A 25,571-nucleotide genomic window follows, 5' to 3' on the forward strand; every position below is an offset into this window, starting at 1 on the left:
AGGACCGTTCTCTCTCTTCAAGGTAGAACGCTCCTTCTGCTAGCGTCAAGTCATGACGACGAACGACTCCAGCCCACCGCGCGAGCGCATCCTGGCCGCGGCGATGAGGCTCTTCTACGCCCAGGGCGTGCGGGGTGTGGGCATCGACCAGCTGATCCGCGAGTCGGCGGTCGCGAACGCGACCTTCTACCGGCACTTCCCGTCCAAGGACGAGGTGGTGCTCGCCTACGTCCGGGAGCACGACCGGGTGTTCCGCGAGGCCGCCGCAGCGGCGGTGACCGGGCGTTCCCCGCAGGAAGCCGTCAAGGCCGTCTTCGAGGGGATCGCGGCGCAGTTCTGCGAGCCGGGCTTTCGCGGCTGCCCGTTCATCAACGCCGCCGCCGACTACCCCGACCCCGACCATCCGGTCAGCCGGGCGATCCAGGAGCACATGGACTGGTTCCGCGCCCGGTTGCTCGAACTTCTCACCGCCGCCGGCCATCCGGACCCGCAGGGCGCGGCCGACACGCTGCTGATCCTGCGCCACGGCGCGATGAACCAGAGCCGCTTCGCCCCGCCCCGGCGCGTCCGCAGCGCGCTGGCCGGGGCGGTGGCCACCGTGCTGGGCGGGGCCGGTCCGGGAGCCGGCGCGCCCTGACCGGGTGCGGGGAGGGTACGTCCGCGCGGTCCAGGTGCCCGCCGCAGCAACTGGAGCGGCCCGGGAACCAGGTGGTTCCCGGGCCGCTCCATTCCCGCCGGCTCTCGGTGTTCAGCCGGCGGTGCCTCGACTACCTGGTGCCGCCGTCCAGGCGCCTGCGGGCCTTGGCGATACGGGTCAGGACGGTTCCCAGACCCAGGAGCCCGACTCCGGCGATGCCGGCCGACGCCACCTGCGCACCGGAGTGGGCGAGGGAGCCCCCGTGGTCCTGGGTGTGGGCCTGCGGGGGCACCGGACGGTTCCCGCCGTCGTGGCCGGTGGCGGGAGCGGTGCCCGCGGTGGCGCCGTCGGGGTGGACGTCCCACTGGCCGGGACGGCCGGGCTTGTGGTCGCCCCAGCCGCCCGTGCCGCCGGAGTTGTGGCCGTCGCAGCCGCCGTGGTCGTCGTCCTTGCACGGGGTGCAGGCGATGACGGTCAGGGTGTTGCTGGTGGCGGTGACGGAGGCGCCGTCAGGGGTGGTACCGGTGACGGTGGCGGTGTCGGTGATCTTCCCCGCCTTCACATCGGCCTCGGTGGTGCTGTAGGTCGCGGTGCAGGTGGTGGAGGCGCCCGGCGCCAGGGTGGCCACCGGGCAGGAGACGACCGGCGTGCCCGGGCCGGAGTCCGTGACGGCGAGCGAACTCAGTGCCACGTTGCCGGTGTTGGTGACGGTGAAGGTGTAGTGCAGGGCCTGTCCGGCGGCGGAGTAGGCGGTCTCCTGGACGGCCTTGACGATCTTCAGGCCGGCGTACGGGACGGTCACGGTGTTGCTGGCGGAGGTGAGGTTCTGTCCGCTGGGGGTGGTGCCGGTGACCTGCGCGGTGTCCACGACCTTGCCGGCGGCGACGTCGGCGTCGGTGGTGGCGTAGCCGGCGGTGCAGTTCTCCGAGGCGCCGGCGGCCAGGGTGGTCTGCGGGCAGCTGACGGTCGGGGTGCCGGGGCCGTTGTCCACCACGGTGATGCCGGTCAGCGGCTGGGCGCCGTTGTTGGTCACCGTGTAGGTGTAGGTGATGGTCTGTCCGGCGGCGGTGAACTGGTCCTGAGCGGCCTTCTTGGTCACCGAGACGGCGTCCAGCGGCGTGACGACCTGGTTGCTGGTGGTCGTGACCGTCTGGCCGCCGGTGTCGGTGCCGGTGGCCTGGCCCTGGTCGGGGATGCTCTTGGCGGCGACGTCGGCCGCGGTGGTGACGTAGGTGGCCTGGCAGGTGGTGGACTGGCCGGGCGCGAGCTGGTTGGTCCCGCAGCCCGAGACGGTGACGCCGGGCGTCAGGTCCGTCACCGTGACGTTGGTCAGCGGGGCCTGGCCGGTGTTGGTGACGGTGTAGGTGTAGTTGATCGTCTCGCCCGGGGCCGTGAAGTCCGGTTGGACGGCCGACTTGGTGATGGTCAGCGCGCGCAGCGGGACGGTGACCGTGTTGCTGGTGGCCGTCACGTTCTGGGTGCCGACGGTGGCGGTCAGGTTCGCGGCGTCGACGATCTTGCCGGCCGTGGCGTCGGCGGCGGTCGCGGTGTAGCTGGCGGTGCAGTTCTCCGAGGCGCCGGCCGCGAGGGTGCTCTCGGGGCACATGACGCTCGGGGCGCCGGGGCCGGTGTCGGTGAGCGCGATGTTCGTCAGCGCCACCGGGGCGTTGTTCGTCACGGTGTAGGTGTAGTGGATCGTCTGCCCGGCGACGAACGAGGCCTCGGCCGCCTTCTTGGTGACCGTGGGGGCGGGGACGGTGACCAGCACGGTGGTGGTGCAGCCGGTGGCGCTCGCGCAGGTCCCGCCCGCGATGGTCGGGGCGACGGTGTTGGTCAGCGCGAAGGTGCCGGTGTCGGGGTCGTTGACCTTCACCTGGTAGGTCACCGTGACGGTGGAGCCGGTAGCGGGCGGCGCGGTGAGCGTGCCCGACCAGGTCAAGGTGGTGCCGGTGACGCTCGCGGTTCCCGAGCTGGCGGTCACGGAGCCGGGCACGATCGTGCCGTCGGTGAGCACGGCCGACAGGTCGTCACTGAACCCGGCCGCCGTGGCCGGGTTGGTGCCGGTGTTGGTGACGGTCTCGGTGTAGGTCAAGGTGGCGCCCTGGTTCACCGGGCCGGCCGGGGAGACGGACTTCGCCACGGTGTAGGAGGTGCCGGCCGGCAGGTTGCAGTTCCCGCTGTCCTGGGTGGCGGAGGCGCCGAAGAAGGGGACCCCCGTGTTGACGACGACGGTGGTGGGGATCTCCGCGGTCGAGGAGCCGGTCGGGACCGAGTTCAGCGTCTCGATGGTGCCGTTCGCTCGGAAGGCGTAGATGCTGCCGCCGGACTGGGCCAGACCGTAGACGGAGCCCGGCACGTTGCCGATCTCAGTGATCGTGTCGTCCGGGTGGATGCGGAAGAAGTCGGTCGGGTGAAGCGTGCCCGGATCGAACGCGGCTGCCAGGACGTCACCGTCGGGCAGGGTGATGAAGTCGCCCGCAGAGACGAGCCCGGCCGGGAACGAGGCGGGGAACAGTGTGCTCACCCCGGTGGTCGGGTCGAGTGTCCAGATCTCGTTCGAGTAGAACGACCCGACGAGCAGGCTGCCGTCCGGCCGGGCGCTCAGCGCGTTCGTCGCGTACCCCGCGAAACCAGCAGCCGGGCCGGTGATCGTCACCGAACTCGTCTCCGCGCCGGTCGCCGGGTTGATCGTGTACAGCACCGGCGGCAGGGTGTTCCAGCTCACCGCATACAGCGTGGTGCCGTCCGCACTCCAGGCGATGTCGCCGTAGTCGCGCACCAACGGCACACTGGCCAGCTGGGTGCCGGTCGGGCTGTACTCGAAGAGGTGGTCGTTGCCGCCGCCGCTGTTCGCCCACAGCGGCACCGGCTGACAGGTCAGCGCTCGGGTCCCGGACTTCTCGGACCTCTTGTCCGCGTCATCGCCCGAAGCGGACTTCTTGCCCGCGTGGTCCGCCGACAGCACGGCGGTGGGCCCGAGGGACGCCACGTCCCGCATCGGGGAGGCCTGGGCCGTGCCCCCTCCCCAGCCTGCCGCCATTCCGACGAGCGCCAGCCCGATCGCCGCGGCGAACCCGCCGCGCGACCGGCAGCGTCTGCTGCGTGCCATACCGTCTCCGTTCCAGTCGGGCGTGATCACAGCCGGAGCCCCACGCCACCACAGCACTACAGTGAGTGATTGTAAAAGCACTATAAGTAGCTAATGTGATCAGAGAGCGGCGCCATTCCGACCGGCTCCGCGCCACCATCGCCGCTTGTGGGCCACCTGGCCGCCTGGCGGGCCCCTTCGCGTGGCGCCCCCAACTCCACGGCCCGCAGCCTGGTATCGCTAGGCGGGCGGCACCCAGCGGCCTGCCCGGCCGCCCGCGCGACCCCCACCCCTCTCCCCTGCGAGGACGCCCATGAGCACGCTCACCCAGTACGAGACGCTCGAGCCGGACGAGGACAGACTCGTGGCCGAGATGATCGAGGCGATGCACCACCAGCAGGAGCAGGACTTCCCGCCCGGCGCCACGGGCCGCGCCGCCCACGCCAAGCACACCGGCCTGGTGAAGATCGCCTTCGCCGTGGAGCCCAGCCTGCCCGACCACCTGCGCATCGGCGTCTTCGCCGAGCCCAGGACCTACGAGGGCTGGCTGCGCTTCTCCAGCGGCAACGGCAAGCCGCAGTCGGACGGCGTGAAGGACCTGCGCGGGGCGGCGATCAAGCTGCACGACGTGCCCGGCGACCGCATCCCCGAGAGCGACGAGCCGACCACCCAGGACTTCATCCTGCTCAACACCCCGGCCATCCCGCTCGGCACGGTCAAGCTCTTCCACGGCGTCATCACGCTCGGCCAGGCCAAGTTCGCCGCCAAGATGCTCCCCACCCACCCGCACGTCGTGGCCGGCCTGGCCAAGGCGGTCATCACCCCCACCTCCCCCGCCGACATCCCCTACTGGAGCAACACCGCCTCCCTGCTGGGCCCCGACCTGGTCGTCAAGTACGTCCTGCTGCCCACCTCGGCCTACACCAGCCCCAAGCGCGAGAAGCACGACGACTACTACCTGAGCGACCACCTCCAGGAGCACCTCTCCCAGACCGAGGCCACCTTCGACTTCATGGTCCAGGTCCGCACCGACCCCGACACCATGCCCGTCGAGGACATCGCCGTCCGGTGGGACGAGGAGAAGGCACCGCTCGTGAAGGTCGCCACCGTGACCATCGCCCAGCAGGACTTCCGTACCGCCGAGCGCAACCGGCTCGCCGAGGAACTCACCTTCAGCATCGCCCACGCCCTGAAGGACCACCGCCCGATCGGCGCGGTCGCGCGCGCCCGGATGCACATCTACGGCGGCATGGCCGCCTGGCGCCAGCAGCGCGACCAGCGCACCAAGACCATCTGACCCGCCCTCACCGCTCCCCCGGCCGACCGGCCCGCACGCTGTCCCGGTCCTGCCCGCCGCCCACGCCGACGGCAGGACCGGGCGGTGGTCCGCTCGCGCCGGAGCGGTTGCGGCGGGCGTCGACCGGTTGAGCGGCTCCGCCGGCGGTGCTCTGATACAGGTGTCACTCACATCACGAGGGAGTCGCCGTGTCCGCTCACGAATCGGTCCCGCCGCAGGAGGCCGCCGACCGGCTGGCCATCAGGGAGCTCATCGACGCCTACGCCCACTGCGCCGACCGCCGCGATGCCGAGGGACAGCTGGCCCTGTTCACCGAGGACTGTCGCTTCCTGGTCTTCATGGACGCCACCGCCTCCGAGCCGACCCAGGAACTGCACGGGCGCGAGGCCCTCGCGCCGGTCTTCGACAACCTGAACACCTACCGGGCCACCACCCACTTCAACGGCCAGAGCACCGTGACGCTGGAGGGCGACCGCGCGAGCGGCGAGAGCTACTGCCTGGCCCACCACCTCTCGTACGGCACGGATGCCGAGCGGACGGTCATGATCGCGTCCATCCGCTACCTGGACCGGTTCGTCAGGCGCGAGGGCGCGTGGTTCTTCGCCGAACGACGGCTGATGGTCGACTGGACCGAGACCCGCCCGAGCACTCCGTCGAGTTGACCCGGCCCGTCGTCAACTGTTGCGGCAGTAGGCGGTGATGCGTGCCCCGGTGACCTCGGCGGTGCGGTCGCAGGCGTGGAAGTCGTCGCGCAGCGTCGAGCTCTTGGCCGTCTCCCTCGGGTCGTCGTCGGGGGGCTCGTCGGCGGCGTCGTGGACGACGACGATGCGAGGGAAGGCGCGCATCCGGGCGGGGATGTCCTGGGCGGGGAGTTCGACGCCGTCCAGGGTGTCGGAGGAGACCGGGTCCCGGGCGAGGGCGAGGTCGGTCAGGCCCCGGGTGTCCTGGAGGTGGGCCGAGACCCACACGCGGTGCCCCGTCGGGATGAACAGCAGGCCGTCGCCCGGGCGGGCGGCCTGCCGAACGGCGCGGCCCACGGCGGTGGCGTCGTCGTGCCGGCTCTGGGGAGTGCGCAGGTAGAGGCTGACCGGTGCCAGCGCCGCCAGCACCGCCGCCAGCGCAACCCACCCGGCCCAGCGGGGCAGTGGTCGCGAGCCCCAGAGGCGGTCGAGTTCGGCGCCGAGCAGCAGCGCGAACCCGACGGCGCAGTAGAGGACGTAGCGGTCGACGAAGAGCGGCTTGACGACGGCCGCCGCGAGCAGGAGCAGGCCCGGCAGGAGCAGCAGCGGCAGTGCGAGAGCGGACAGGCGCGACAGCTCCCCGGCCCGGACCTGGTGGCGGGCGCACCACAGGCCCGCCAGCGCCATGGCCGTCAGGCCCAGCAGCTGCAGGGCGTCCGGCCAGCCGATCCACGCCACCTGTCCGGCCTGGCGCTCGCTCAGGACGATGAGCGGCAGCGCACCGGCCACCACGCACCCCGCGGCCGTGGCCCAGGCGCGGATCAGCGCCCGTGGACGCTCGGCGAGCACGAGGGCCGTCCCGTGGGCGGGTATCACCAGGGCGGCGAGTTCGTGGACCATGACCGCGCCCCAGAGCAGCACCGCGTAGCCGGCCCACCGCCGCCATGACGACCGGTCGGCGGCATCGAGCAGCAGGCAGGTGGACCAGGTCACCAGGGCGCAGACGATCGCATAGGAGCGCCCTTCCTGCGTGTACTGCTGCACCAGCGGGATCGCCGGGAGGGCCAGGCCGGCCAGCAGGCCGGCGCGGGGGCCGGCCAGGCGCCGGCCCAGGAGCGCGACGCCGCCCGCCGCCAGCGACATGGCGACCACCGAGGGCAGTCGCAGGGTGAGCAGGCCGCCGTCCCAGACGGCGAAGAGCCCGTGCATGAGCAGGTAGTAGACGCCGTGCACCAGGTCCACGTGCTGGATGGTGCGCCAGATCTGAGCGGCACTCCGGTGGGCCACTTCACAGGTGACGGCCTCGTCGCCCCACATGCTGTTCCGGCGGCGTATCCCCCACAGCCCCAGGGCGAGGGTGAGCAGGATCGGGGGCAGCACGACCATGCGCTCTTGCCCTGGTGCGGCGGTCCGCGGTCCCGGCGCGGCGGGAGCGATGGCCGTCGCACGCACACCTCGTGGGCGCAGGAGCGAGCGGGCGCGGGTGGCCTCGGGTGACATGTCGGCTCCGGAGTCGCGGGGAGGAGGGGGAGGAGGTTCGGTGGCTTCCTCTCATCCTCGGAGCGCCGTGCTGTCGAACCGTCGGCCTCAGGGTGTGGATGAGGCGTCTGTCGAAGGTCGGGGCCGGGGGCGTGCGTAGTCCTCAGGGCGGACGGCCGTCTCTGTCCTCCGGCAGAGACGGCGTGCGGGGACGGCTGCTCGGTCCGGCAGCCGCCCCGCTCAGTCCAGCAGCCCCGTCCGGTAGGCGAGGACCGCCGCCTGGACCCGGCTGTCGGTGCCCGTCTTCACCAGGACGGCGCTGACGTGGGTCTTCACCGTGCCCACGCCGATGCCCAGGTGACGCCCGATCTCCGCGTTGGCGAGGCCCTGGCCCAGCAGCGTCAGGACGTCGCGCTCCCGGCCGGTGAGCGCCGCCAGCCGCTGCTCGGGCACCGAGGCGGAGAGCGGTGCTGACGCCCCCTCAGGTCCCGGCCGGGTGGGATCCGCGTCGAGCATGCGCCCGATGACGGCGCGGGTGACCTTGGGCGAGAGGACGGCGTCGCCCGCGGCGGCGGCCCGGACCGCGCTGATCAGCTCCTGCGGGCCCTCGTCCTTGAGGAGGAAGCCGGTGGCGCCGGACCGCAGCGCCCGCGTCACGTTCCTCTCGTCGCCGAAGGTGGTGAGCATGACGACCTGCGGCCGGGGGCGCAGGGCCAGCAGGCGCTCGATCGTGGCGAGCCCGTCGAGCACGGGCATCCGGATGTCGATCAGGGCCACGTCGGGACGGGTCTCAGCGGCGACCCGCACGGCCTCCTCGCCGTTCACCGCCTCGCCGACCACCTCGATGCCCTCGGCATGACGCAGGATCAGCCGCACGCCGTGCCGGATCAGCTCCTCGTCGTCGGCGAGCAGGACCCGGATCGGGCGGTGGTCGCGAGCGGGCAGGTCGGTCACGGGGACTCCCAGGGTGCTGTGCGCGACACCATGGGCACGGTGAAGCGGTCGATCGTGGCCAACGTATCGCCACGGAAGCAGTAGCGGGTGATGCCGAGGCGGTCGGGATCCTGCCCGGTGCCCGCGGCGGCGGAGTCCGCACGGCCGCTGTCCCCGGCCGGCGGCGTGGAGTCGCCGAACGACGCCGCCGAGTACATGCAGCTCGTCACGGACTGCGCGTGGGCCGGCTCGTGACCCGTCGCCGCCGCGCGCGCCTCCGAGCTGTCGTACACGGCCTGCTGCACCGTCGTGCGCGGCATCCCGATCCGGGGCGGCTGCTGATCGCGAGCGCCGGGAACGGGATCGGGTGCCGGGAACGCGTGAGCGACCAGCAGGAGGCCGCACAGCATCATCACACCCACGCCCATGAGGCCGAGGAGCCCGCTGAGGGCGTTGACGGCACGGCGTTGGACAGCGGTGGGCGAGAGGCCGGGGCGCGGCGCGGACGGCAGTCCGGGCGACGATTCGGGCATCGGTTCGGGCGACGGTTCACGCATCGGTTCGGGCGACGGAGCGCCCGTGACGGCCCGGCGCGCTCCCGGGTCCGGCCGCGCCGGGATCCGTGCCGTCACCGCGAAGCCGCCGGACGGCGTCGGGCCCGCCTCCAGGGTGCCGCCGAGCAGTGCGACCCGTTCCCGCAGCCCGACATGGCCGCGCCCCGAGCCCAGGCCGGTCCCCGCCTGCGGGGCCACGGGCGGCGGCTCGTTGCGCACCCGCACGTCCACCCGGCGGTCGGTGTGGGTGACCGCCACGGTGACCTGGGCCCCGGCCGCGTACCGGTGCACGTTGGTCAGCGACTCGCGCACCACACGGTGCACCGCACGCCGCACCTGGGCCGCGCGGTCGTTCAGGTCCGGGCCGTCCCAGGTGAGCTCGACGGGTATGCCGCCGCTGCGCGACTCCTCGGCCAGCGCCTCGACGTCTGACCTGGTCCCCGTCGTGTCGGTCAGCGCGTCGGTCCCGGTGTCCCGTCCCAACGGGCCCAGGACACCGAGCACTTCACGCAGCTCCCGCATCGCCTCCGCGACGGCCCGGCGCACCAGGACCGCCTCGTCGCGCAGTTCGGGCGACTCCTTCTGCAGGGCCATCTCCAGGCCACCCGTGTGCAGCGAGATCACGCTGAGCCGGTGGCCGATCAGGTCGTGCATCTCGGCGGCGATCCGGGACCGTTCCTGGATCCGGGACTCGCTCTCCGCGAGCAGGCGGGCCCCCTCCGCGGCGGCGGCCCTCTCCCGAAGCGCCCGCAGCAGCCGCTCCTCCTGTCCGCTCGAGATGCCGAGAAGTCCCGGCACCACCAGGGTGGTTGCGGCGAGTACGGCACCGAGCGCGAGCCCGAACGCATGGCGCCCGATCCCGATGACCGGGGCGAACGCCGCACACGCCAGCATCGCCAGCACGGCCGAGGCGGGCAGCACGACGATGCGGCGCCGAGGAGTCACCAGGTGCCTGGCCGTGGTGTACGCGATCACGGCGGCCGGCAGCCCGGCGGCGGTGGGCAGCAGGCCCACGACGACGGAGATGCCCAGCAGGCTCGTCGTGGGAAAGCGACGGCGGCCGGCGAGCAGGGCAAGGGCGGCGACGGCGAGGAGCAGCTGGATGCCGCCCAACGAGCCCGATCTCCGCACGATCTGATCGGTCAGGACCATCAGCAGCGCGCCGCCGCTCACTTCTGCGAGCGCGCGCCACGGTCCCCGGCCCTGTCTGCCAGGGGCCGTGAACGGAGTTCGGGAGATGGTGGCCATCGGCCCATTGTCGGGGGCAGCGGCGGGCGTCCGTGTGCGACCTGGGGATGAGGTGCTGCTCCGCCGAAGGCCAGGGTCGCCGGCCGAGGCGCCCGGCGCGTACGTGCTGTCGATGCTCGGGGTGGACGTGGGCGGGGTGATCGTCGACCGCGTCGCCGCCGGCGAGGACACCTCGTTCTTCGGCTCGCAGCCCTTGCTGACTCCGGCGGTGGAGGGCGTGTTCGAAGTCCTGGCCCGGCTGACGGCGGAGCCCTTCGAGGGACGGGTGCACCTGATCTCGAAGGCCGGCCCGAAGGTGGCCGCGAACACCCGGGCGTGGCTGCACCACCACGAGTTCTTCCGTCGCACCGGCATCCCCACCGCGAACCTGCACTTCGTTCGCGAGCGTGCCGACAAGGCCCCGATCTGCACGCGGTTGGGCCTCACGCACTTCGTCGACGACTGCCTCGGCGTCCTGGGGCATCTCACCACGGTCAGCCACCGCTACCTGTTCACCGGCGGGCTGGGCGACAATCCGGCCCCGAGCGGGACACCACCGTGGGCGACGGCGGTGTGCACCTGGGCCGAGCCCGCCGACGCGGTGACATGCGGCTGCCGGTAGCCTGCCCCGGTGGCTGAGGTTTGGGACGAGCGGCAGTTGGCCGCCGACGGGTTCGAGCATGTGTCCAGCGAGTTGGACTGGTACGACGGTCCCCGCGGCGGGCTCGTCGGCGTGGGCGGAGTGCCCCACTACTTCCGGTGCCATGACATCGACCTCGCCGTTGCACCGGACGAGTACGTCGTGTGGCCGGCGGACGCGGCGCTGGCCGGGCTGGAGCGGGAGCAGTGGGCACTCTTCGTCGAGTGGAACCAGCGGTACGAGGACGGCACCGCTGGCTTTGAGCGGCACCCCGGCCACGGCGGCGTCGACGCCCGGTACGACGAGCTGACGGCCTTGCTCACCCCGCACCGGCAAGCGCCCGCAGGCGCACGGTTGCTGGTCGCCGAGTGGCGCTACGACGACGGGGACCGGTACCGGGTCGACGGGGTCGACTACTGGGTTCGGTGGCGCGAACGGCGATAGCCGAGCAGGCCGAGCCGTTCAGGCGGTGCCGACCAGTCGCTTCACGTCGCCGAGTTCAGTGCTTCGGCGAGCTCGCGCGGCAGTTCTCCGCCGGCCAGTACGGTGCTTCACAGGGACCTGGATCCACCGGCCCAGTTCCACACGGAATGGTGCGCGAGCACCACCCGCACGACAGAGCAGCACGGGCACCGGCCGCTTCCAAACGCCTCGCCACCTCGTCCGCGGCCTCGTACCAGGTGTCCTTCACGACTACGGCCGGGACTGCATCGAGCAGGAGCTTGCTGTCCCAGAGACTCAGGCCCGACACGGACCGGACGACCCGGACAAGGTCCAACCTCCTGTCGCCGACCCCGGTCAGCAGCACACTGAACTCCGGGTCCTCCATGATCCACCCTCCCCAGCTCTCGTGAGCCTGGTCGTGGCGGGCGGCCACGCCACGCCAGGTCTTGGTCTTCTGGCGAGTACCTGCGGTCGAGGTCTTCCTGGGCCACCCGGATCGCGAAGTCACGCTCGATCATGCCCGGCAGCATCTCGTACGGCGCGGAACACATCCAGGGGTTTTCGCCCTTCGAGCGCGTTGTCAGCCGAGGCAAGGACTGGCCTAGCCTCGGCCCAGGGCCGGGACGGCGCCGAGCGTGGCCGCTCGGACTCCGGCCTGGAACCGGCTCGAGGCGCCCAGTTGGTGCAGGATCTCCGCGATATGGCGTCGGCACGTCCGCAGGGAGATCCCCAGCCGCCGGGCCACCGCTTCGTCCTTGGCCCCCTCCGCGAGCATCCGGACGATCCGCTGCTTGAGCTCCACCTCGGTGCCCGGGATCGGCACCGACTCCTGCGGGTGCACCGCCTGCGCCCAGGTGGCCTCGAAGAACAACGCCAACTGCCGTACCAAGGGCGGCTGCTGGACCACGGTGACCTGGACCGCGCCCGGTGCGGGGATCAGCGCGATGGCCTCGTCGATGATGAGGACCTCGTCCAGCTCGGTCCAGACCGTCCTGACCAGGCAACCGTCCTCCCCCGGCACCATCGTCCCCGCCAGGCTCGCCGGGCAGCTGAGCAACTCCCGCACGGCCAGCCGGGGCGACGGCCAGACCGCACCCCGCGTTCTCAGACGGTCCAGGAACGTCGTGTCGGACGTGCGGACGTGCCAGACGCACTGCGCACCCTCGGCGAGCACAGCCGCCACCAGGCGGACAGCCTCCTCGCACGTCAGCACCGCCGGGCGGCCCTCCTCGCGGCGGCGACGCTCGTTCTGCTCGGTCAGGGACCTCACCTGCGCCTGTGCCAGCGCCAACTCGGCCTGCCACCGCTCCAGCTGGCCGGAGAGTCCCACCAACAGCTCGGCGACCGCCGCCAGGGAGCCCACGGCCCCGACGGTGGAACCGATGTCACTGCTCATCTGCGGCCCTTCTTCACGCGTCCCCGCGAACCGATCATGGCGGCCGGCCAACGTGCGGCCCCCGCAACGATCTCAGCCGGGTGCGAAGATCACATGGGTGCTGCGCCCCCAGGTTCCGCGGTGGATGCCCGTACACACCGGTTGGGCCGGGGACCGGCCGATGACGGTGGGCCGAACGACTTCTGAATCTCTCTCAGGAAATTCTCATCCAGGCGCAACCGGACGAGCCCTGCGCCGTGTCCTCTCCTCCGAGTACGCACAGCCGGGCCCCGGGCAGAGGTGGCCCCTCAGCTGTTCCGATGATCCGGGGGGATCCCCATGCGCTCGCGTTTCCTGTTGACGGTTTCCGCCTCCGCGCTGCTGGCCGGTCTCGGCCTGACGGCCTGCGGTTCCAGCTCGACGGCCGGCCCGGCGAAGGCCGCCGGGGCCGCGCCGGCATCCGCCGCACCCGTGTCCGCCGCACCGATCGCGGGCCAGTCCGCGGCACCGGCGGCCCCTGCACCGGCGGCCGTCACGCCGGTCGCGGGCCAGTCGGCCACGCCCGCCCGGGCCACGGCTCCGGGCTCCGCCACACCGGCCGGTGCCACGGCTCCGACGCGCTCGGGCGGCCCGCAGGCCGCCAAGTGCTCCGCGCAGAACCTGAAGTGGACCCTCACCAACCTCGCCGATGCGAGCACCGACGCCAAGGACCCGGCGAACGCCGAACTCGTCGCCCTCAACTCCGGCTCCGACAGCTGCACCCTGGCCGGCTACCCGAAGCTCGAATTCCACGTGGGCAAGGGGCCGCAGGCCCTCGGAGTCGGCAAGGGCACCCCTGCTGCGGTGACGCTGGGCGCGGGCCGGAAGGCGGTGATCGCCCTGCGCTACTCCGAGCTGAACGGCAAGGGCCCGGACAGCGGCAACTGCCTGGTCACCGCCGGATCCGCCGATGTCGCCGCCCCGGGTGACGCCACCGTGGTCCGGGTCCCGGTGGTGGACCGGAGCGGCAAGCCGGCCCAGATCACCATCTGCGGCGACGAGGTCCGGATGAGCCCGCCGGTCGCCCAGTAGCTGTCGCGTTCGGTTGGTTCGACCACGTGTTAGCGTGCGCGGATGGGAGATCTGGGATCCATAACGTGGCCGCCCGAGCCGATCACGACCGAGCGGCTCGTGCTCCGTGCGCCCGAGGCCCGGGACCGTGCGGCATTCATCGAGCTGCTCGCCTCGCCGGAGGTGCACACCTTTCTCGGCGGCCCCCGGCCGCGGGACGAGCTGGAGCGCGAAATGCCCGCGGTGCCCGAGCCGTGGCCCGGGAGCTTCGTCGTCGAGCTCGACGGGTCGATGATCGGCCAGATCCTGCTCAGGCGAGCAGTGGAGGCCCGTCGCCCGGCTGCCGCGGGGAAGGCCAGTCTCGGCTACCTGTTCCTGCCGCGGGCGTGGGGATCCGGGTACGCCACCGAGGCGTGCGCGGCGGCACTCGGCTGGCTCGCCGACGCACTTCCCGGCGAACCGGTGGTGCTCGCCACCCAGAGCGCCAACCTCGGCTCGATGCGTCTCGCGGCGAAGCTGGGGTTCACCGAGGTGGAGCGGTTCGAGGCCTGGGGCGCCGAGCAGTGGCTCGGCATGTGGTCCCCGGTCACGCCGTCCGGCTGAAATCCCGCGCGGTACAACGGTCCGTCACATCGCCGCCTCAGGCGTCGGTCCCGGCCGGCTTGTCGAGGAGGGTCAGCTCCTCCTCCGTCAGGCGCAGGGCGCCGGCGGCGATGTTCTCGCTGAGATGCGCCGGGTTCGCGGTGCCGGGAATGGCCAGCACGTGCGGACCGCGGTGGAGGGTCCAGGCAAGCCGGACCTGGGCGGGCGTCGCACCGTGGGCGCGGGCGACGGTGTGAACACGCGCGTCCTGCTCCTGCGCCGGGACCGCCTCGCGTCGCAGCCCCGAGATGGCGAAGAACGGGACGAAGGCGATGCCCTGCTCCCGGCACAGGTCCACCATTCCGCTCTCGTCGGCGCGACGCCAGTCCAGGCCGTAGGAGTTCTGCACGCAGACCACCGGCGCGATCGCCTGCGCCTCGGCCACGTGCTCCGGCTTGACGTTGGAGAGCCCGAGGTGCCGGACCAGGCCCGCTTCGCGCAGCTCGGCGAGGGCGCCGAAGTGCTCGGCGATCGAGGCCGTCCCGGGGCCGTTGCGGCGCAGGTTCACCACGTCCAGGTGGTCCCGGCCGAGCTGGCGCAGGTTCTCCTCGACCTGGCCGCGCAGTTGGTCGGGACGGGCCATGGTGAGCCACTCGCCGGAGGGGTCGCGCCCCGGGCCGACCTTGGTCACCACGACCACGTCCCCGCGCCAGGAGGCCAGGGCGCGGTTGACGAGCTCGTTCGCGGACCGCAGGGGCGAGAAGTAGAAGGCGGCCGTGTCGATGTGGTTGACGCCCTGCTCGAACGCGCTGTGCAGCAGGCGGACGGCGACGTCGCGGTCGATCGGTGTGCCGTCGGAGTTCCCCTTCACGCCGTTGCCGGTCAGCCGCATCGCGCCGTATCCGACGCGGTTCACCTCCAGGTCCCCGAGCTTCCAGGTCCCTGCTGCTGCCGCTGCGCTCATTGCTGCTCCTTCACTCGTCGGTTCGTCAGGCTCTGGAGTATGGAGCGTTCGCGGGGTGCTGTGACAGGTCGACAGGCTGGGCAAAATGTCACATCCGCATCGGGAACGATCCACCACCGCCCAGCTGTTGTACCTGTCGAGACACGTCGAGGAAACGACGTGGCCCTGCCGCAAAACCGAGTCGTCCGTTCGGTGGTCCACGTGGTCAGCAGCGATGCCGCGGTGCTGGGCCCTGCCTGGCGGAGCCTGACCGGCTCGGTCGTCGGGTCGGCGTTCACGCCCAGGCGCAGCAGCGGCGGCGCACGTAGTCCGGCTCCCCGCGCGCACGGCGACGGTGATCGCCCGCCGAGCGGTCGATGCCGAACTCAGGCGGACCGTTCTCCGCATTCCGACTGACGCCGACCCGGTCGTGCGACACGATGTCCGCCTGTCGTCCTCACGAGCGAAAGGCAGCCCGCATGCCGCACCTCGCACCGCAGCCGACTCCCGAACCGACCGATCCGCTCACCGCCGACCTGGTGGTGGACGTTGCCGCCGCCGTGGCACCGGCCATCTCGCCGGACGGCCGCCTGGTCGCCCACGCAGTGGTCGCGAACGGCGGACGGGACGGGCGTCCGCACGGGTCCGTCCGGGTCACCGCCGCCGACGGCAGCACATCCCCGCGCAGGCTGACCGACGGCACGGCCCGCGACCTCGCCCCGAAGTGGGCGCCGGACTCGGCCGCCCTCTTCTTCACCTCCGACCGCGAGGAGCAGGGCACCGCCCAACTCCAGCGGATCCGCCTTCATGGCAGCGAGGACACCACCAAGGCCGAGGCCCTGACCAGTTGGCGCGGCGGCATCTCCGACCACTGCCCGCTCCTCGACGGCCGCACCGTCGCCCTGCTCGCCGAGGACGAACCCACCGCCGAGGACGAACGCCGGGAGGCCGAGCGCGACGACGCCAAGGTCTGGGGCCGGCACCTTCCCGCCACCCGGCTGCGCCTGCTCGACCTGGAGACCGGCGCACTCCGCACCGTGGACGGCCTCGGCGACCGGCACGTGGTCGAGCTGGCCCAGCGGCCGGACGGCGGCCCGCTGGCGGTGCTGAGCTGGTCCAGCCCTGAGCTCGACCCGGGCGCCAGGACGGCGGAACTGCACCTGGTCGACCCGGGCTCGGCAGGCGTCCGCGACCTGGGTCCGGTCGGGGCCGAGGCTCAGTCCCCGGCCTGGTGGAACCAGAACGGTCTCTGGCATCTGGCCTACTTGGCAGTGACTCCTGCGCCCCTGGCAGAGCCTCCTGCGCACCTGATCGGCGGGCTCGCCGTGATCGACACCGTGCCGCCGCCGACCGGCCCGGCCGTCGAACACCGCAACCTCACCGTCGGCATGTCCGTCTGCCCGACCGAGCTGGTGCAGGTCGCGGACGGGCCCCCGCTCGCGCTGTGCGCCGACGGGCTGGACACCGCGCTGTACCGGCTCGACCCGGAGTCCCTGCGGTTCCACCAGGTGTCCGCCGTCCCCGGCATGCTCGCCGGGCTCACCGCGAGTCGCTCCGGGGAAACCGTCGCCCTGCTGGCGAGCACGGCGTACGAGCCCAAGAACGTCCATGCGGGACCCACCGGCGGACCATTGGTCCGGCTCAGCGACACCGCGCCGGAACTGCGCAGGATCCGCTGGGGCGTCCAGCAGCGCCTCGGCTACCAGGCCGCCGACGGAATCCAGTTGGACGGCCTGCTGATCCTGCCGGCCGGCCGGACCAGGGACAACGGTCCCTTTCCGCTCGTCACCCTGGTCCATGGCGGCCCCTACTTCCGCCATGCCGACGAATTCACCCTCAATCCGGTCGATTGCGGCCAGTGGCTGGCGACCGCCGGGTACGCGGTCTTCCTGCCCAACCCCCGAGGCGGCTCGGGGCACGGCCACGCGTTCGCCGCCATGGTCGCGGGCGCGGTCGGCGGCGACGAGTGGACCGACATTCTCAGCGGAATCGACCTGCTGGTGGCAGAGGGAGTCGCCGACCCCGAGCGCCTGGGAATCTCCGGGTGGAGCCACGGGGGCTTTGTCGCGGCCTGGGCGACGGCGCGTACGGACAGGTTCAGGGCCGCCATCATGGGTGCGGGCATCAGCGACTGGGGCATGCAGGCCGGGACCGGCGACTGGGGGATCCTCGACGCGGCGCTCGGCGGCAGCACCGGATGGGAGGGCCCGGGACCACACGTCCACGACCGGCACAGTCCAATCTCCTACGCCTCCAGGATCCGCACCCCGGTGCTGATCCTGCACGGCGAAGAGGACACCAATGTTCCGCTCGGCCAGGCGATCCACTTCCATCGCGCCCTGCGCCACTTCGGGGTCGAGCACGAGTTCGTCGTCTATCCCCGCGAGGGCCATGGGCTCGACGAGCGCGCCCATCAGCTCGACGCCCTCCGGCGAATCCGCGCCTGGTTCGACCGCTGGCTGTAGGCCCGCGCCTGGCGTGTCCCGACGCGTGATCCGGCGCTTCAGCAACGCATCCGGCGTCGGCACAGGCTGCGCCGCCTGAAGACCGCCCCCTTGGGACGCTCCGGGGGCGGCCGCGCGGGCAGCACCAGCTCTCGGCTACAGCAGGACGAGCAGCTTGGTGTCCGGCACCAGCTTGCGGTTGACGGAGGTCGACTGGACGAACACCGTGTACGCCGGATTGTCGCCCGGCTTCACCGTGACCTCCGACTCCGGCAGGCCGAGGAGCCGGCGGGCGGCCGGGCCCGAGAACACCCTGCCGGTCATCCGACCGGTGGTCAGGTCCTTCTCCGCGACGGCGAGTTGCTTGCTGCCCTGGATCTTCTCGCGCTTGGACAGCTCGTAGAAGGCGCAGCCGGTCCGGTACGTGTGCCCGGCGCGGGTGACGAAATCGCGGATCGGCGACTGCTGGTCGACCGGGATCAGGATGTACGTGCCGGTGTCCAGGGCATCGAGATTGGCCTTCACCTCGGCCGTGCTCAGATCCTGCCCCATGGCGAACAGGTTCTTGGTGCCGCGCACGCCCTTCTCCCGGCCGCGCAGGAAACTCGTGGCCGCCGCCTTGACGGTGCCGATGGCCTCCTCGACGCCCTTGCTGGAGTCCGCGTCCCAGATCGCGATGTTGCCCGCCGGGAATCCGTACTCCTGAGCGGTGCGCTTGGCCAGGGAGTTCGGGACCAGGATCGCCGAGGTCCAGTGGTCGGGGAGACTGTCCATGGCGCCCTTGATGCGGCCTATCCACGTGCGCAGGACGCTGGTGCCCCGGTTGCCGGCCATCCGGATGTGCATCTGGCCGCTCTCCGAGAAACCGGACGCGTTCTCCTCGCCGTCGGTGACGACGACCTGGAGGAAGGAGTGCTCCCCGTACTCCTCCCAGATGTTCTTCAGGTCGTCGATGGATTTCACGGCGGCCTCGATCAGCGCCGTCGCACCATTGTTGACCTCGTAAAGGCCGCGCAGCGACGGCAGGTGCTTGACGTCCATGTCCCAGACCAGATTCTTGACCTCGTGGTCGAATGCGTAGAGGCTGATGCGGGTCTCGTGGCCGAGCCGGTCGGACTCCTCCTGAAGGCCCTTCACGAACTCGTCCACCACGCGAATGAGCTGCGATTCGTGACGGTGCATCGAGCCGGAATTGTCGACCACGAGCGAGACGTGGTTGACCTTGTGCTTGATCCTCTTCGCAGACATGGTTGTACCCCTTTTCCCAACGCACTTTTCGACGCCTTTCCGGCGCCCCCTCCGACGTTGGTTCCACACTATGGTGGGGCACTGACAGCGCGTTCCGACCCGGGATTCCCCGGCGCCGACCACCCGTCAATTCCCCTTTCCGTGACGGTGGTGGGACCTGGCACCAGCCACCCCGGCCCGGGCCCCAGCCCCACCCCCCGGCCCCAGCTCCGGCCCGAGCCCCGGCGCGCGCCGGCGGTGCATCGCCCACGCCACCGCCGGCGCGGCCGATTGTCCGCCGCCGGCCGGGGTAATCAACCCCCTTGGCGCGAGCGGCGCGGTCGTCGGCCACCCGCGCCCCGGGGCCGTGACCGTCGCGGCCCGCTCCGACGGAAGGCTTCCGATGTCCGAGGTTGTGCACCCCGCCCGCGCCCTGTGGTGGCTGTTCGAGCCGATCCACGCCGTGACCTACTTCACGCCCGAGGGCCGCGAGGCCTTCGAGTCCGCCGGTCTGCGCGGCTTCTGGCGCGGCTACTTCGCAGGACGCTCCGCTCCCCTGGGCCCGGTGGACGCGCCACCGGTGATCGCCGCGTTCTTCAACTTCGCCCCGGTCATGGTCGAACGGGCACTGCCCGCGATCTGGGAGTCGGTGGACCCGGACACCGCCCTCAAGGCCCGGCTGTCGGGCTCGACGGCGGCGCTGGAGCGGCTCCTGGAGACGGTCGACCCGGAGTCCATCGAGCGCTCGGTCGACCTGCTGGAGCGCGCGCTCGACCAACTCGACTGCGGCGGGCGGGTACTGGCCGCCGCCAACGCGGCCCTGCCACGCCCGGACGGCCACCTCGCCCGGCTGTGGCACGCCACCACGGTGCTGCGCGAGCACCGGGGCGACGGCCACGTGGCGGCGCTGGTGGCCGAGGGCCTCGACGGCTGCGAGGCCCTGGTCGTGCGCTGTTCGCTCGACATCCCGCGCGAGACGCTCCAGCCGATCAGGGGCTGGAGCGACGAGGAGTGGGAGGCCGCCACGGCACGGCTGGTCGAGCGCGGGTGGCTGAACCCCGACGGCACGATCAGTGCCCAGGGCCGGGCCCGGCACGCCACCCTGGAGGCCGCCACCGACCTCTGCGCCTCCCGCATCTGGGCCGGCTTCCAGCGACGGGAACTGGACCAACTCGCCGCCGCGCTGCGCCCGATCGCCACCCGCTGCCGGGCCGAACTCCCCTCGGTCAACCCGATCGGCCTGCCGACCACCGGGTGACGTGACGGAACCCCCGACGGCCGCGGTCCGCCCGCAGCCCTCGGGGCGCTCGAGGCGCTCGGGGCGCTCGGGGCGCGAGCATGTCCCCACGGCCGGGGCGGCGCCGGGATTCCCCGGCCGGCGGTGGGGGGTGCCGCCAGGCCCCGGCGGCGCCGCCGGGGCGGTGCCGGGCCGTGCTCGGTCGAGTGGCCTGCACACCGGGTTCCCGCCGGTCAGGGAGACGGCCGGCGGCAGCCGCGAAAAGCTGTTGCCTGCGGCAGCGGGCGGGTGAACCATGACGGGGTGTCGGATCTGCCTGAGCGCGTGACCGCCTTCCGCGCCGCCTTCGCCCGCCGTCAGGCCGCTGAACTCGTCGAGCTGTCCGGGGCCTTCGCGGTTCGCGACCCTGGCTTCTCCCGCTCTCAGGAGCACAACCAACTGATCGTCGAGGCCTCGGACGCCGACCCGGCGGCGCTGCCGGGGCTGGCCGTGCAGGGCCTCGGGCCGCGTCGGCAGTACCGGATCACCGTGCTCGACGAGGCGTTCGGCACGCGAGCCACCCCGGTGCTGGCGGCCGCCGGCTACGAGCGGGACACCGAGCTGGTCATGGCCCGGGAGACGGCCGGCTGCGCGCTGCCCGCACGCGCCGCGCACCCGGTCGAGCTGGCCGAGCTGCGAGCGGCGGTGTTCCGCCAGCAGCAGGAGTGGACCCCGGACGAGGACCTCGCCCAGCAGCTCACCGAGCGCCGCACCGCCCGGCTGCGCGGCGCCGACACGGTGCTCTTCCTGGCCGCCCGGGCACCGGACGGCCAGATCGCGGCCTGGGCCGACCTCTACCTCGACCGGACCACCGGGCTGGCCCAGCTGGAGGACCTGGTCACGGCCACGCCGCACCGTGGACAGGGCCACGGTGACACCCTGCTCGCCACCGGCCTGGCGCTGGCCGCCGCTGCCGGGATCCCGCAGCTCTTCCTCCTCGCGGACGCGAACGACTGGCCGCGCGCGTGGTACGCCCGCCGCGGCTTCACCCGGCTCGGCCACAGCCACTCCTTCGTCAACCGCTGACGGCGGGGACCGACCGATGACCGCCTGCTGACCCCCTATCCACCGATCGGTTGATGCAGGCATCCACCGGGCTGCGCCCCAACCCCAGCCGTACAGTCGATTCGGCACACCCGTGCCCACTGACACGCTCCTCGTATGGCAATCATCGAGGTGGAGAACCTCGTCAAGCGCTACGACGACAGCACCGTGCTGAACGGGGTCGGCTTCGCCGTCGAGCCGGGCGAGATCTTCGGCATCCTGGGCCCCAACGGGGCCGGCAAGACCACGACCGTCGAGTGCATCGAGGGGTTGCGCAGCCCGGACGGCGGAGTCGTCCGGGTCTGCGGCATCGACCCGCAGCGCGACAACGGCGAGCTGCGGCAGGTGCTCGGCGCGCAGCTCCAGGAGAGCGAGCTGCCCGACAAGCTCAGGGTCGGGGAGGCGCTGGAGCTGTACAGCTCCTTCTACCGGCGCCCGGCGAACTGGCGGGAGCTGGTCGAGGTCCTGGACCTCACCAGCAAGCTCGGCACGCAGTTCCGGCGGCTGTCCGGCGGGCAGAAGCAGCGGCTGTCGATCGCGCTCGCGCTGGTCGGCAACCCGAAGGTGGCGGTGCTCGACGAGCTCACCACCGGCCTCGATCCGCAGGCGCGCCGCGACGTGTGGGGTCTCATCGAGCACATCCGCGACCGGGGCGTGACGATCCTGCTGGTCACACACTTCATGGAGGAGGCGGAACGGCTCTGCGACCGGCTGGCCGTGATCGACTCCGGCCGCGTCGTCGCGATCGACACCCCGGCCGGGCTGGTCTCCCGGGTCGACGACCGGCAGCGGGTCCGGTTCCGGCCGTCCGGGCCGCTGGACCAGGCCCTGCTGACCGTGCTGCCCGAGGTCACCTGCGTCGAGCGGGCCGGCAGCCAGCTCGTCGTGACGGGCACGGGAGACCTGCTGCTCGCCGTGACCAGCGTGCTAGCCCGCCACCAGATCACCGCGGCCGACCTGCGGGTCGAGCAGACCTCGCTGGACGACGCGTTCGTCGCGCTCACCGGCCGCCCCATCGAGTCCTGAGGAGTCCGCCATGTCCCCCCTGCTCCGGCTCGCCGCGACCGAGACCCGACTGTTCCTCCGCGAGCCGATCGTGGTGTTCTTCGCGCTCGCGTTCGCCCCGATCCTGCTCGTCGTCCTCGGTTGCGTCCCGTCGATGCGGCAACCCAGCGCGGCCTTCGGCACCATGCGACCGATCGACGTGTACCTGCCGGTCATCGTCGCGATGGGCATCTCGCTGTTCGCGCTGAGCGGTCTGTCCCAGCTGTTCGCCACCTACCGGGAGAAGGGCGTGCTACGGCGCATGCGGACCACTCCGGTCAGGCCGGGGGTCATGATCGGCGCGCAGCTGCTGATGGCCACCGTCCTGTCCACGGTGACGACGGTCGTCATGCTCGTCATCGGCCGGCTGGCGTTCGACGTGGGCCTGCCCCGGCAACTGCCGGGCTTCCTGGTCACCTTCCTGCTGGTGGCGCTGGCGATGTTCGCGATCGGTCTGCTCGTCGCCTCGCTCGCGCCGACCGGCAGGAGCGCCGGCGCGATCGGTTCCCTCGTGTTCTTCCCTCTCGTGTTCTTCGCCGGCCTCTGGCTGCCGCGCGCCAGGATGAACGACGCCCTGCGGACGATCAGCGACTTGACGCCGCTCGGCGCCGGCGTGCAATCATTGCAGGACACCACCGCTGGTCACTGGCCGCAACTGCCGTACCTGGCCGTCCTGCTGGGGTGGACGATCGTGGCCGGCGGGCTGGCTGCACGATACTTCCGCTGGGAGTAGCTGGTGAGCATCGAGGCCGAGCTGCGTGAGGAGTTCGACCGCTGGGAGCGCAAGGAGGCGGCGACCTTCAAGGTCCTGCCGTACGTCCTGCTGGCGATCAGCGTCACGATCACGCTGCTGCAGCTGATCCGGAGGACGCCGGAGCACTTCTCGACGGTGCTGGGGCTGTCGATCGCGGCCGCGCTCTGGATGCTCTGGTTCCACCCGCTCCGCCCGGAGTGGCGCCGGAACCGCTCACCGGGCTCGGTGAGTTCACCGACGGGTCTGTACTACGCCGGACTGATGGCGCTGGCCGCAGGCCTGGTGGCGATCGCGCCCTGGTACGGCCTGTTCGCCTTCGTCGGCTACCCCCAGGCGTTCCAGCGTCTGACGGGCCGCCGGCGCTACGTCGGCGTCGCCGTCACGGCGATGATCTCGGCGGTGGCCTTCATGGGCGGGGTGGCCGGGATCGACCACGCCCACCTGTGGTGGGCGTGGTTGGCCGTCGGCCTGATCTCCTCGCTGCTGGCCGGGGTGCTCTCCTACTTCGTCGAGATGGCCGACCACCGCAACGGCAAGCAGAAGCAGGCGCTCGTCGAGTTGCGCGAGGCCAACCTCAAGCTGGAGGCCGCATTGGCGGAGAACGCCGGCCTGCACGCCCAGCTGATGGTCCGGGCCCGCGAGGCCGGGGTGCTGGACGAGCGGCAGCGGATGGCACGGGAGATCCACGACACGCTCGCCCAGGGCCTGGCCGGCATCCTCACCCAGCTGCAGGCCGGCGAGCAGGCGCTGGACGAGCCGTCAAGGTTGCACCGGCACATGACGAACGCGACGAACCTGGCCCGCGAGAGCCTCGCCGAGGCCCGCCGGACGGTCCACGCGGTCGAGCCGACGGTGCTCGCCGAGGCCCGGCTCCCGGACGCGATCGGCGAGGTGACCAGGCGCTGGTCGGCGCTCCACCGGATCGACGCCGTGCTGACCACCACCGGCGACGCCCGGCCGATGCACCCCGACATCGAGGTGGCGCTGCTGCGGACCGCGCAGGAGGCACTCGCCAACGTGGCCAAGCACGCGCGAGCCGGCCGGGTCGGCCTGACCCTGTCCTACATGGAGGACCTGGTCACCCTCGACGTGCGGGACGACGGGGTGGGCTTCGAGCCGAACACCAAGCGGGCCAACGGTTCCACGAACGGGGGCTTCGGACTCGCCGGTATGCGGCAGCGGGTGCAGCGCCTCGCGGGGCGGTTGGCCGTCGAGTCGGAACCAGGGGGCGGCACGGCGATCTCAGCGACCGTACCGGCCATCCCCGCGGGAGGTGGGAATTGATCAGGCTGTTGATCGTCGATGATCACCCGGTGGTACGGGACGGGCTGCGGGGCATGTTCAGTGCCGACCCTCGCTTCGAGGTGCTCGGCGAGGCCGCTGACGGCGCGGAGGCTGTCGCCGCCGGGGAGCGCCTGCGGCCCGACGTGATCCTGATGGATCTGCGGATGCCGAGGACCGACGGGGTCGCCGCCATCAAGGAACTGGCAGAACGCGGTGTACCGGCGCGGGTGCTGGTCCTCACCACGTACGACACCGACAGCGATGTGGTGCCGGCCATCGAGGCGGGCGCCACCGGCTACCTGCTGAAGGACGCGCCGAGGGAGGAGCTGTTCCGCGCGGTGGAGGCGGCCTCGCAGGGGCGGGCGGTGCTCTCCCCCACTGTCGCGACCCGCCTCATGGGGCAGCTGCGCAGGCCCGCCTCCGCGCCGCTGTCGCAGCGTGAGCTGGAGGTCCTCGGGCTGGTCGCCAGGGGCTCGACGAACCGCGAGGCGGCGCAGAAGCTGTTCATCAGCGAGGCGACGGTCAAGACGCACCTGCTGCACGTGTACGCGAAACTCGGCGTCAGCGACCGGGCGGCCGCCGTCGCCGCCGGGTTCTCCCGCGGCTACCTGACGGCATCGGGCTGACGGGCGGCCGCAGGTGGCTGCCTCGGTGGTCGGGCAGAGGCAGGCGGTGGGCGTCGGGACTCGGCGGCGCCGATGCGAAGGTCGGGGTCCCGGACGCAGGCCTCCGTCGACGTGCGGTGTCCGGCCCGTGCGGGCCGGACACCGCGTGCGGGGGTGTCGGGTGGGGGGAATCAGCGCACGAACACGGTGAAGACCGGGGAGGCGACGTGGCCGCTGACGATGCGCAGGTCGTTGATCCCCTTGATGCCCAGCTCCACCCTCAGCTGGTAGGCGCCGTGGTGGTTGGTGTGCATCGAGGCGGGCAGGGGCACGAACCTGCCGTGCTGCTTCTGCTGCAGGGTGATCGTGCTGCCCGGTGCGATGCCGCTGGTGGTCCCGGTGACGTGGAACTGGTGCCAGGCCTGGACCGACTTCACGGACGGCTTGGCCGTGATGGCAGCGTGCGTGACCGCGGCGTGCGTGACGGCGGCGGCGTGCGCAGCGGGCTTCGGGGCCGGCTTGGCGGCGGAGCTCTTCGGCACCGCCGGGGCGCCGTGCATCCACCGCGGCAGGCCGTGCGGGCCCGGGCAGGGGTGCCCGTGCGGGCCGGGGTGCGGGCGCGGTGCGCAGTGCACCCCGTTGGCGGCCGGGGCCTGGTTGCCGCCCTGGCCCACGGCCACGTAGCGCCCGTCGGGCAGCTGCACGTACCTGGTCTGGGCGTTGGTGGGCCCGGAGGTGCTGCCGGCCTGGCCCGCGGGTTGGTCCTGCCCGTTGGCGGTCTGCACGTACCTGGTCTGGGCGCTGGTCGTCGCGGATGCGGTGCCGGCCAGGCCCAGGGTGGCTGCCGCCGCAACGCCGGCCACGCCCGCGGCGGCGAACCGCGTCGTCCTGTGCGTGTTGCGCATGGGTGAACTCCTCTCGGGGGGGCGGTGGTGCCCCGCGTCCCGGACGGCCGTGTCACGGC

At 72.2% G+C, this 25,571-nt stretch carries 23 protein-coding genes; 14 read left to right on the plus strand and 9 right to left on the minus strand.

Translation table 11 applies throughout. From position 1 onward, the window contains the following. Positions 1 to 52: 52 nt before the first annotated feature. On the plus strand, positions 53 to 637 hold the full coding sequence (locus OG500_RS02145) for a TetR/AcrR family transcriptional regulator (protein WP_329575816.1): 585 nt from the start codon (positions 53 to 55) through the stop codon (positions 635 to 637). Between the two features lie 130 nt (positions 638 to 767). On the opposite strand, the gene OG500_RS02150 is transcribed toward OG500_RS02145, so the two are convergent. Further along, a complete protein-coding gene (locus tag OG500_RS02150) occupies positions 768 to 3,746 on the minus strand; it encodes a DUF7507 domain-containing protein (protein WP_329575819.1) in 2,979 nt (992 codons plus the stop codon). A gap of 292 nt (positions 3,747 to 4,038) precedes the next feature. Here OG500_RS02150 and OG500_RS02155 point away from each other — a divergent pair, with 292 nt between their 5' ends. Next, positions 4,039 to 5,022 (plus strand): hypothetical protein, encoded by a 984-nt coding sequence (locus OG500_RS02155; protein WP_329575822.1) that lies wholly within the window; start codon positions 4,039 to 4,041, stop codon positions 5,020 to 5,022. Between the two features lie 188 nt (positions 5,023 to 5,210). Then, complete coding sequence (locus tag OG500_RS02160; RefSeq protein ID WP_327064631.1) at positions 5,211 to 5,684, plus strand: nuclear transport factor 2 family protein; 474 nt, start codon at positions 5,211 to 5,213, stop codon at positions 5,682 to 5,684. 12 nt (positions 5,685 to 5,696) lie between these two features. Here the strand turns inward: OG500_RS02160 and OG500_RS02165 are convergent, their stop codons facing one another. From OG500_RS02165 to OG500_RS02175, 3 genes are all read right to left on the minus strand, one after another. Continuing rightward, complete coding sequence (locus OG500_RS02165; protein WP_329575826.1) at positions 5,697 to 7,088, minus strand: glycosyltransferase family 39 protein; 1,392 nt, start codon at positions 7,086 to 7,088, stop codon at positions 5,697 to 5,699. Between the two features lie 333 nt (positions 7,089 to 7,421). After that, positions 7,422 to 8,135, minus strand: a complete 714-nt coding sequence (locus OG500_RS02170) for a response regulator transcription factor (protein ID WP_329575828.1) — start codon at positions 8,133 to 8,135, stop codon at positions 7,422 to 7,424. Beyond that, positions 8,132 to 9,916 carry a histidine kinase gene (locus tag OG500_RS02175; RefSeq protein WP_329575830.1) on the minus strand — a complete coding sequence of 595 codons (1,785 nt, stop codon included), beginning with the start codon at positions 9,914 to 9,916 and terminating at the stop codon, positions 8,132 to 8,134. The genes OG500_RS02170 and OG500_RS02175 overlap by 4 nt, the downstream gene beginning before the upstream one ends. A 52-nt stretch (positions 9,917 to 9,968) precedes the next feature. Here OG500_RS02175 and OG500_RS02180 point away from each other — a divergent pair, with 52 nt between their 5' ends. Both OG500_RS02180 and OG500_RS02185 read left to right on the plus strand, forming a co-directional pair. Beyond that, positions 9,969 to 10,517, plus strand: coding sequence for a hypothetical protein (locus OG500_RS02180; protein ID WP_329575832.1), 549 nt, complete (start codon positions 9,969 to 9,971; stop codon positions 10,515 to 10,517). A 9-nt stretch (positions 10,518 to 10,526) separates the two neighbouring features. After that, positions 10,527 to 10,979: a hypothetical protein gene (locus OG500_RS02185; protein WP_329575835.1), complete on the plus strand. Its 453-nt coding sequence runs from the start codon at positions 10,527 to 10,529 to the stop codon at positions 10,977 to 10,979. 55 nt (positions 10,980 to 11,034) lie between these two features. Here OG500_RS02185 and OG500_RS02190 read toward each other — a convergent pair whose 3' ends face one another. After that, the gene (locus OG500_RS02190; protein ID WP_329575838.1) at positions 11,035 to 11,364 is read right to left on the minus strand and encodes a ribosomal protein L7/L12; all 330 of its coding nucleotides are present in this window, start codon (positions 11,362 to 11,364) and stop codon (positions 11,035 to 11,037) included. Positions 11,365 to 11,580: 216 nt separating this feature from the next. Beyond that, positions 11,581 to 12,375: a helix-turn-helix transcriptional regulator gene (locus OG500_RS02195; RefSeq protein ID WP_329575841.1), complete on the minus strand. Its 795-nt coding sequence runs from the start codon at positions 12,373 to 12,375 to the stop codon at positions 11,581 to 11,583. A gap of 336 nt (positions 12,376 to 12,711) precedes the next feature. Between OG500_RS02195 and OG500_RS02200 the strand changes: the two genes are divergently transcribed. Together OG500_RS02200 and OG500_RS02205 are read left to right on the plus strand one after the other, a co-directional pair. Beyond that, positions 12,712 to 13,425, plus strand: a complete 714-nt coding sequence (locus tag OG500_RS02200) for a DUF4232 domain-containing protein (protein WP_329575844.1) — start codon at positions 12,712 to 12,714, stop codon at positions 13,423 to 13,425. Between the two features lie 42 nt (positions 13,426 to 13,467). Next, positions 13,468 to 14,007 carry a GNAT family N-acetyltransferase gene (locus OG500_RS02205; RefSeq protein WP_329575847.1) on the plus strand — a complete coding sequence of 180 codons (540 nt, stop codon included), beginning with the start codon at positions 13,468 to 13,470 and terminating at the stop codon, positions 14,005 to 14,007. Positions 14,008 to 14,044: 37 nt separating this feature from the next. Here OG500_RS02205 and OG500_RS02210 read toward each other — a convergent pair whose 3' ends face one another. Continuing rightward, positions 14,045 to 14,950 carry an oxidoreductase gene (locus tag OG500_RS02210; protein WP_329575850.1) on the minus strand — a complete coding sequence of 302 codons (906 nt, stop codon included), beginning with the start codon at positions 14,948 to 14,950 and terminating at the stop codon, positions 14,045 to 14,047. Between the two features lie 458 nt (positions 14,951 to 15,408). Here OG500_RS02210 and OG500_RS02215 point away from each other — a divergent pair, with 458 nt between their 5' ends. After that, entirely contained in the window at positions 15,409 to 17,394 is a 1,986-nt protein-coding gene (locus OG500_RS02215; RefSeq protein WP_329575852.1) for a S9 family peptidase, read from the plus strand. 135 nt (positions 17,395 to 17,529) lie between these two features. Here OG500_RS02215 and OG500_RS02220 read toward each other — a convergent pair whose 3' ends face one another. Continuing rightward, positions 17,530 to 18,621: a vWA domain-containing protein gene (locus tag OG500_RS02220; RefSeq protein ID WP_329575855.1), complete on the minus strand. Its 1,092-nt coding sequence runs from the start codon at positions 18,619 to 18,621 to the stop codon at positions 17,530 to 17,532. Between the two features lie 382 nt (positions 18,622 to 19,003). Between OG500_RS02220 and OG500_RS02225 the strand changes: the two genes are divergently transcribed. The 6 genes from OG500_RS02225 to OG500_RS02250 all read left to right on the plus strand — a co-directional run bounded on the left by OG500_RS02225 (position 19,004) and on the right by OG500_RS02250 (position 24,628). Next, the gene (locus OG500_RS02225; protein WP_329575859.1) at positions 19,004 to 19,858 is read left to right on the plus strand and encodes an SCO6745 family protein; all 855 of its coding nucleotides are present in this window, start codon (positions 19,004 to 19,006) and stop codon (positions 19,856 to 19,858) included. Between the two features lie 282 nt (positions 19,859 to 20,140). After that, positions 20,141 to 20,902 carry a GNAT family N-acetyltransferase gene (locus OG500_RS02230; RefSeq protein WP_329575863.1) on the plus strand — a complete coding sequence of 254 codons (762 nt, stop codon included), beginning with the start codon at positions 20,141 to 20,143 and terminating at the stop codon, positions 20,900 to 20,902. 135 nt (positions 20,903 to 21,037) lie between these two features. Next, entirely contained in the window at positions 21,038 to 21,946 is a 909-nt protein-coding gene (locus OG500_RS02235; protein WP_329575866.1) for an ABC transporter ATP-binding protein, read from the plus strand. 10 nt (positions 21,947 to 21,956) lie between these two features. Further along, the gene (locus tag OG500_RS02240) at positions 21,957 to 22,697 is read left to right on the plus strand and encodes an ABC transporter permease (protein WP_329575869.1); all 741 of its coding nucleotides are present in this window, start codon (positions 21,957 to 21,959) and stop codon (positions 22,695 to 22,697) included. A 3-nt stretch (positions 22,698 to 22,700) separates the two neighbouring features. Beyond that, positions 22,701 to 24,002 carry a sensor histidine kinase gene (locus tag OG500_RS02245; RefSeq protein ID WP_327064649.1) on the plus strand — a complete coding sequence of 434 codons (1,302 nt, stop codon included), beginning with the start codon at positions 22,701 to 22,703 and terminating at the stop codon, positions 24,000 to 24,002. Next, positions 23,999 to 24,628, plus strand: coding sequence for a response regulator transcription factor (locus tag OG500_RS02250; RefSeq protein ID WP_329575873.1), 630 nt, complete (start codon positions 23,999 to 24,001; stop codon positions 24,626 to 24,628). The genes OG500_RS02245 and OG500_RS02250 overlap by 4 nt, the downstream gene beginning before the upstream one ends. 170 nt (positions 24,629 to 24,798) lie before the next feature. Here OG500_RS02250 and OG500_RS02255 read toward each other — a convergent pair whose 3' ends face one another. Next, positions 24,799 to 25,512 (minus strand): hypothetical protein, encoded by a 714-nt coding sequence (locus tag OG500_RS02255; RefSeq protein WP_329575876.1) that lies wholly within the window; start codon positions 25,510 to 25,512, stop codon positions 24,799 to 24,801. Between the last annotated feature and the right edge of the window lie 59 nt (positions 25,513 to 25,571).

The sequence above is a fragment of the Kitasatospora sp. NBC_01250 genome (assembly GCF_036226465.1).
Lineage (GTDB): Bacteria > Actinomycetota > Actinomycetes > Streptomycetales > Streptomycetaceae > Kitasatospora.

Bases quoted from the DNA above. Each gene is read 5' to 3' on its own strand.
- OG500_RS02145 (WP_329575816.1), top strand. From the start codon at position 53: ATGACGACGAACGACTCCAGCCCACCGCGCGAGCGCATCCTGGCCGCG.
- OG500_RS02150 (WP_329575819.1), bottom strand. From the start codon at position 3,746: ATGGCACGCAGCAGACGCTGCCGGTCGCGCGGCGGGTTCGCCGCGGCG.
- OG500_RS02155 (WP_329575822.1), top strand. From the start codon at position 4,039: ATGAGCACGCTCACCCAGTACGAGACGCTCGAGCCGGACGAGGACAGA.
- OG500_RS02165 (WP_329575826.1), bottom strand. From the start codon at position 7,088: ATGGTCGTGCTGCCCCCGATCCTGCTCACCCTCGCCCTGGGGCTGTGG.
- OG500_RS02175 (WP_329575830.1), bottom strand. From the start codon at position 9,916: ATGGCCACCATCTCCCGAACTCCGTTCACGGCCCCTGGCAGACAGGGC.
- OG500_RS02190 (WP_329575838.1), bottom strand. From the start codon at position 11,364: ATGGAGGACCCGGAGTTCAGTGTGCTGCTGACCGGGGTCGGCGACAGG.
- OG500_RS02195 (WP_329575841.1), bottom strand. From the start codon at position 12,375: ATGAGCAGTGACATCGGTTCCACCGTCGGGGCCGTGGGCTCCCTGGCG.
- OG500_RS02205 (WP_329575847.1), top strand. From the start codon at position 13,468: ATGGGAGATCTGGGATCCATAACGTGGCCGCCCGAGCCGATCACGACC.
- OG500_RS02210 (WP_329575850.1), bottom strand. From the start codon at position 14,950: ATGAGCGCAGCGGCAGCAGCAGGGACCTGGAAGCTCGGGGACCTGGAG.
- OG500_RS02215 (WP_329575852.1), top strand. From the start codon at position 15,409: ATGCCGCACCTCGCACCGCAGCCGACTCCCGAACCGACCGATCCGCTC.
- OG500_RS02220 (WP_329575855.1), bottom strand. From the start codon at position 18,621: ATGTCTGCGAAGAGGATCAAGCACAAGGTCAACCACGTCTCGCTCGTG.
- OG500_RS02225 (WP_329575859.1), top strand. From the start codon at position 19,004: ATGTCCGAGGTTGTGCACCCCGCCCGCGCCCTGTGGTGGCTGTTCGAG.
- OG500_RS02235 (WP_329575866.1), top strand. From the start codon at position 21,038: ATGGCAATCATCGAGGTGGAGAACCTCGTCAAGCGCTACGACGACAGC.
- OG500_RS02240 (WP_329575869.1), top strand. From the start codon at position 21,957: ATGTCCCCCCTGCTCCGGCTCGCCGCGACCGAGACCCGACTGTTCCTC.
- OG500_RS02255 (WP_329575876.1), bottom strand. From the start codon at position 25,512: ATGCGCAACACGCACAGGACGACGCGGTTCGCCGCCGCGGGCGTGGCC.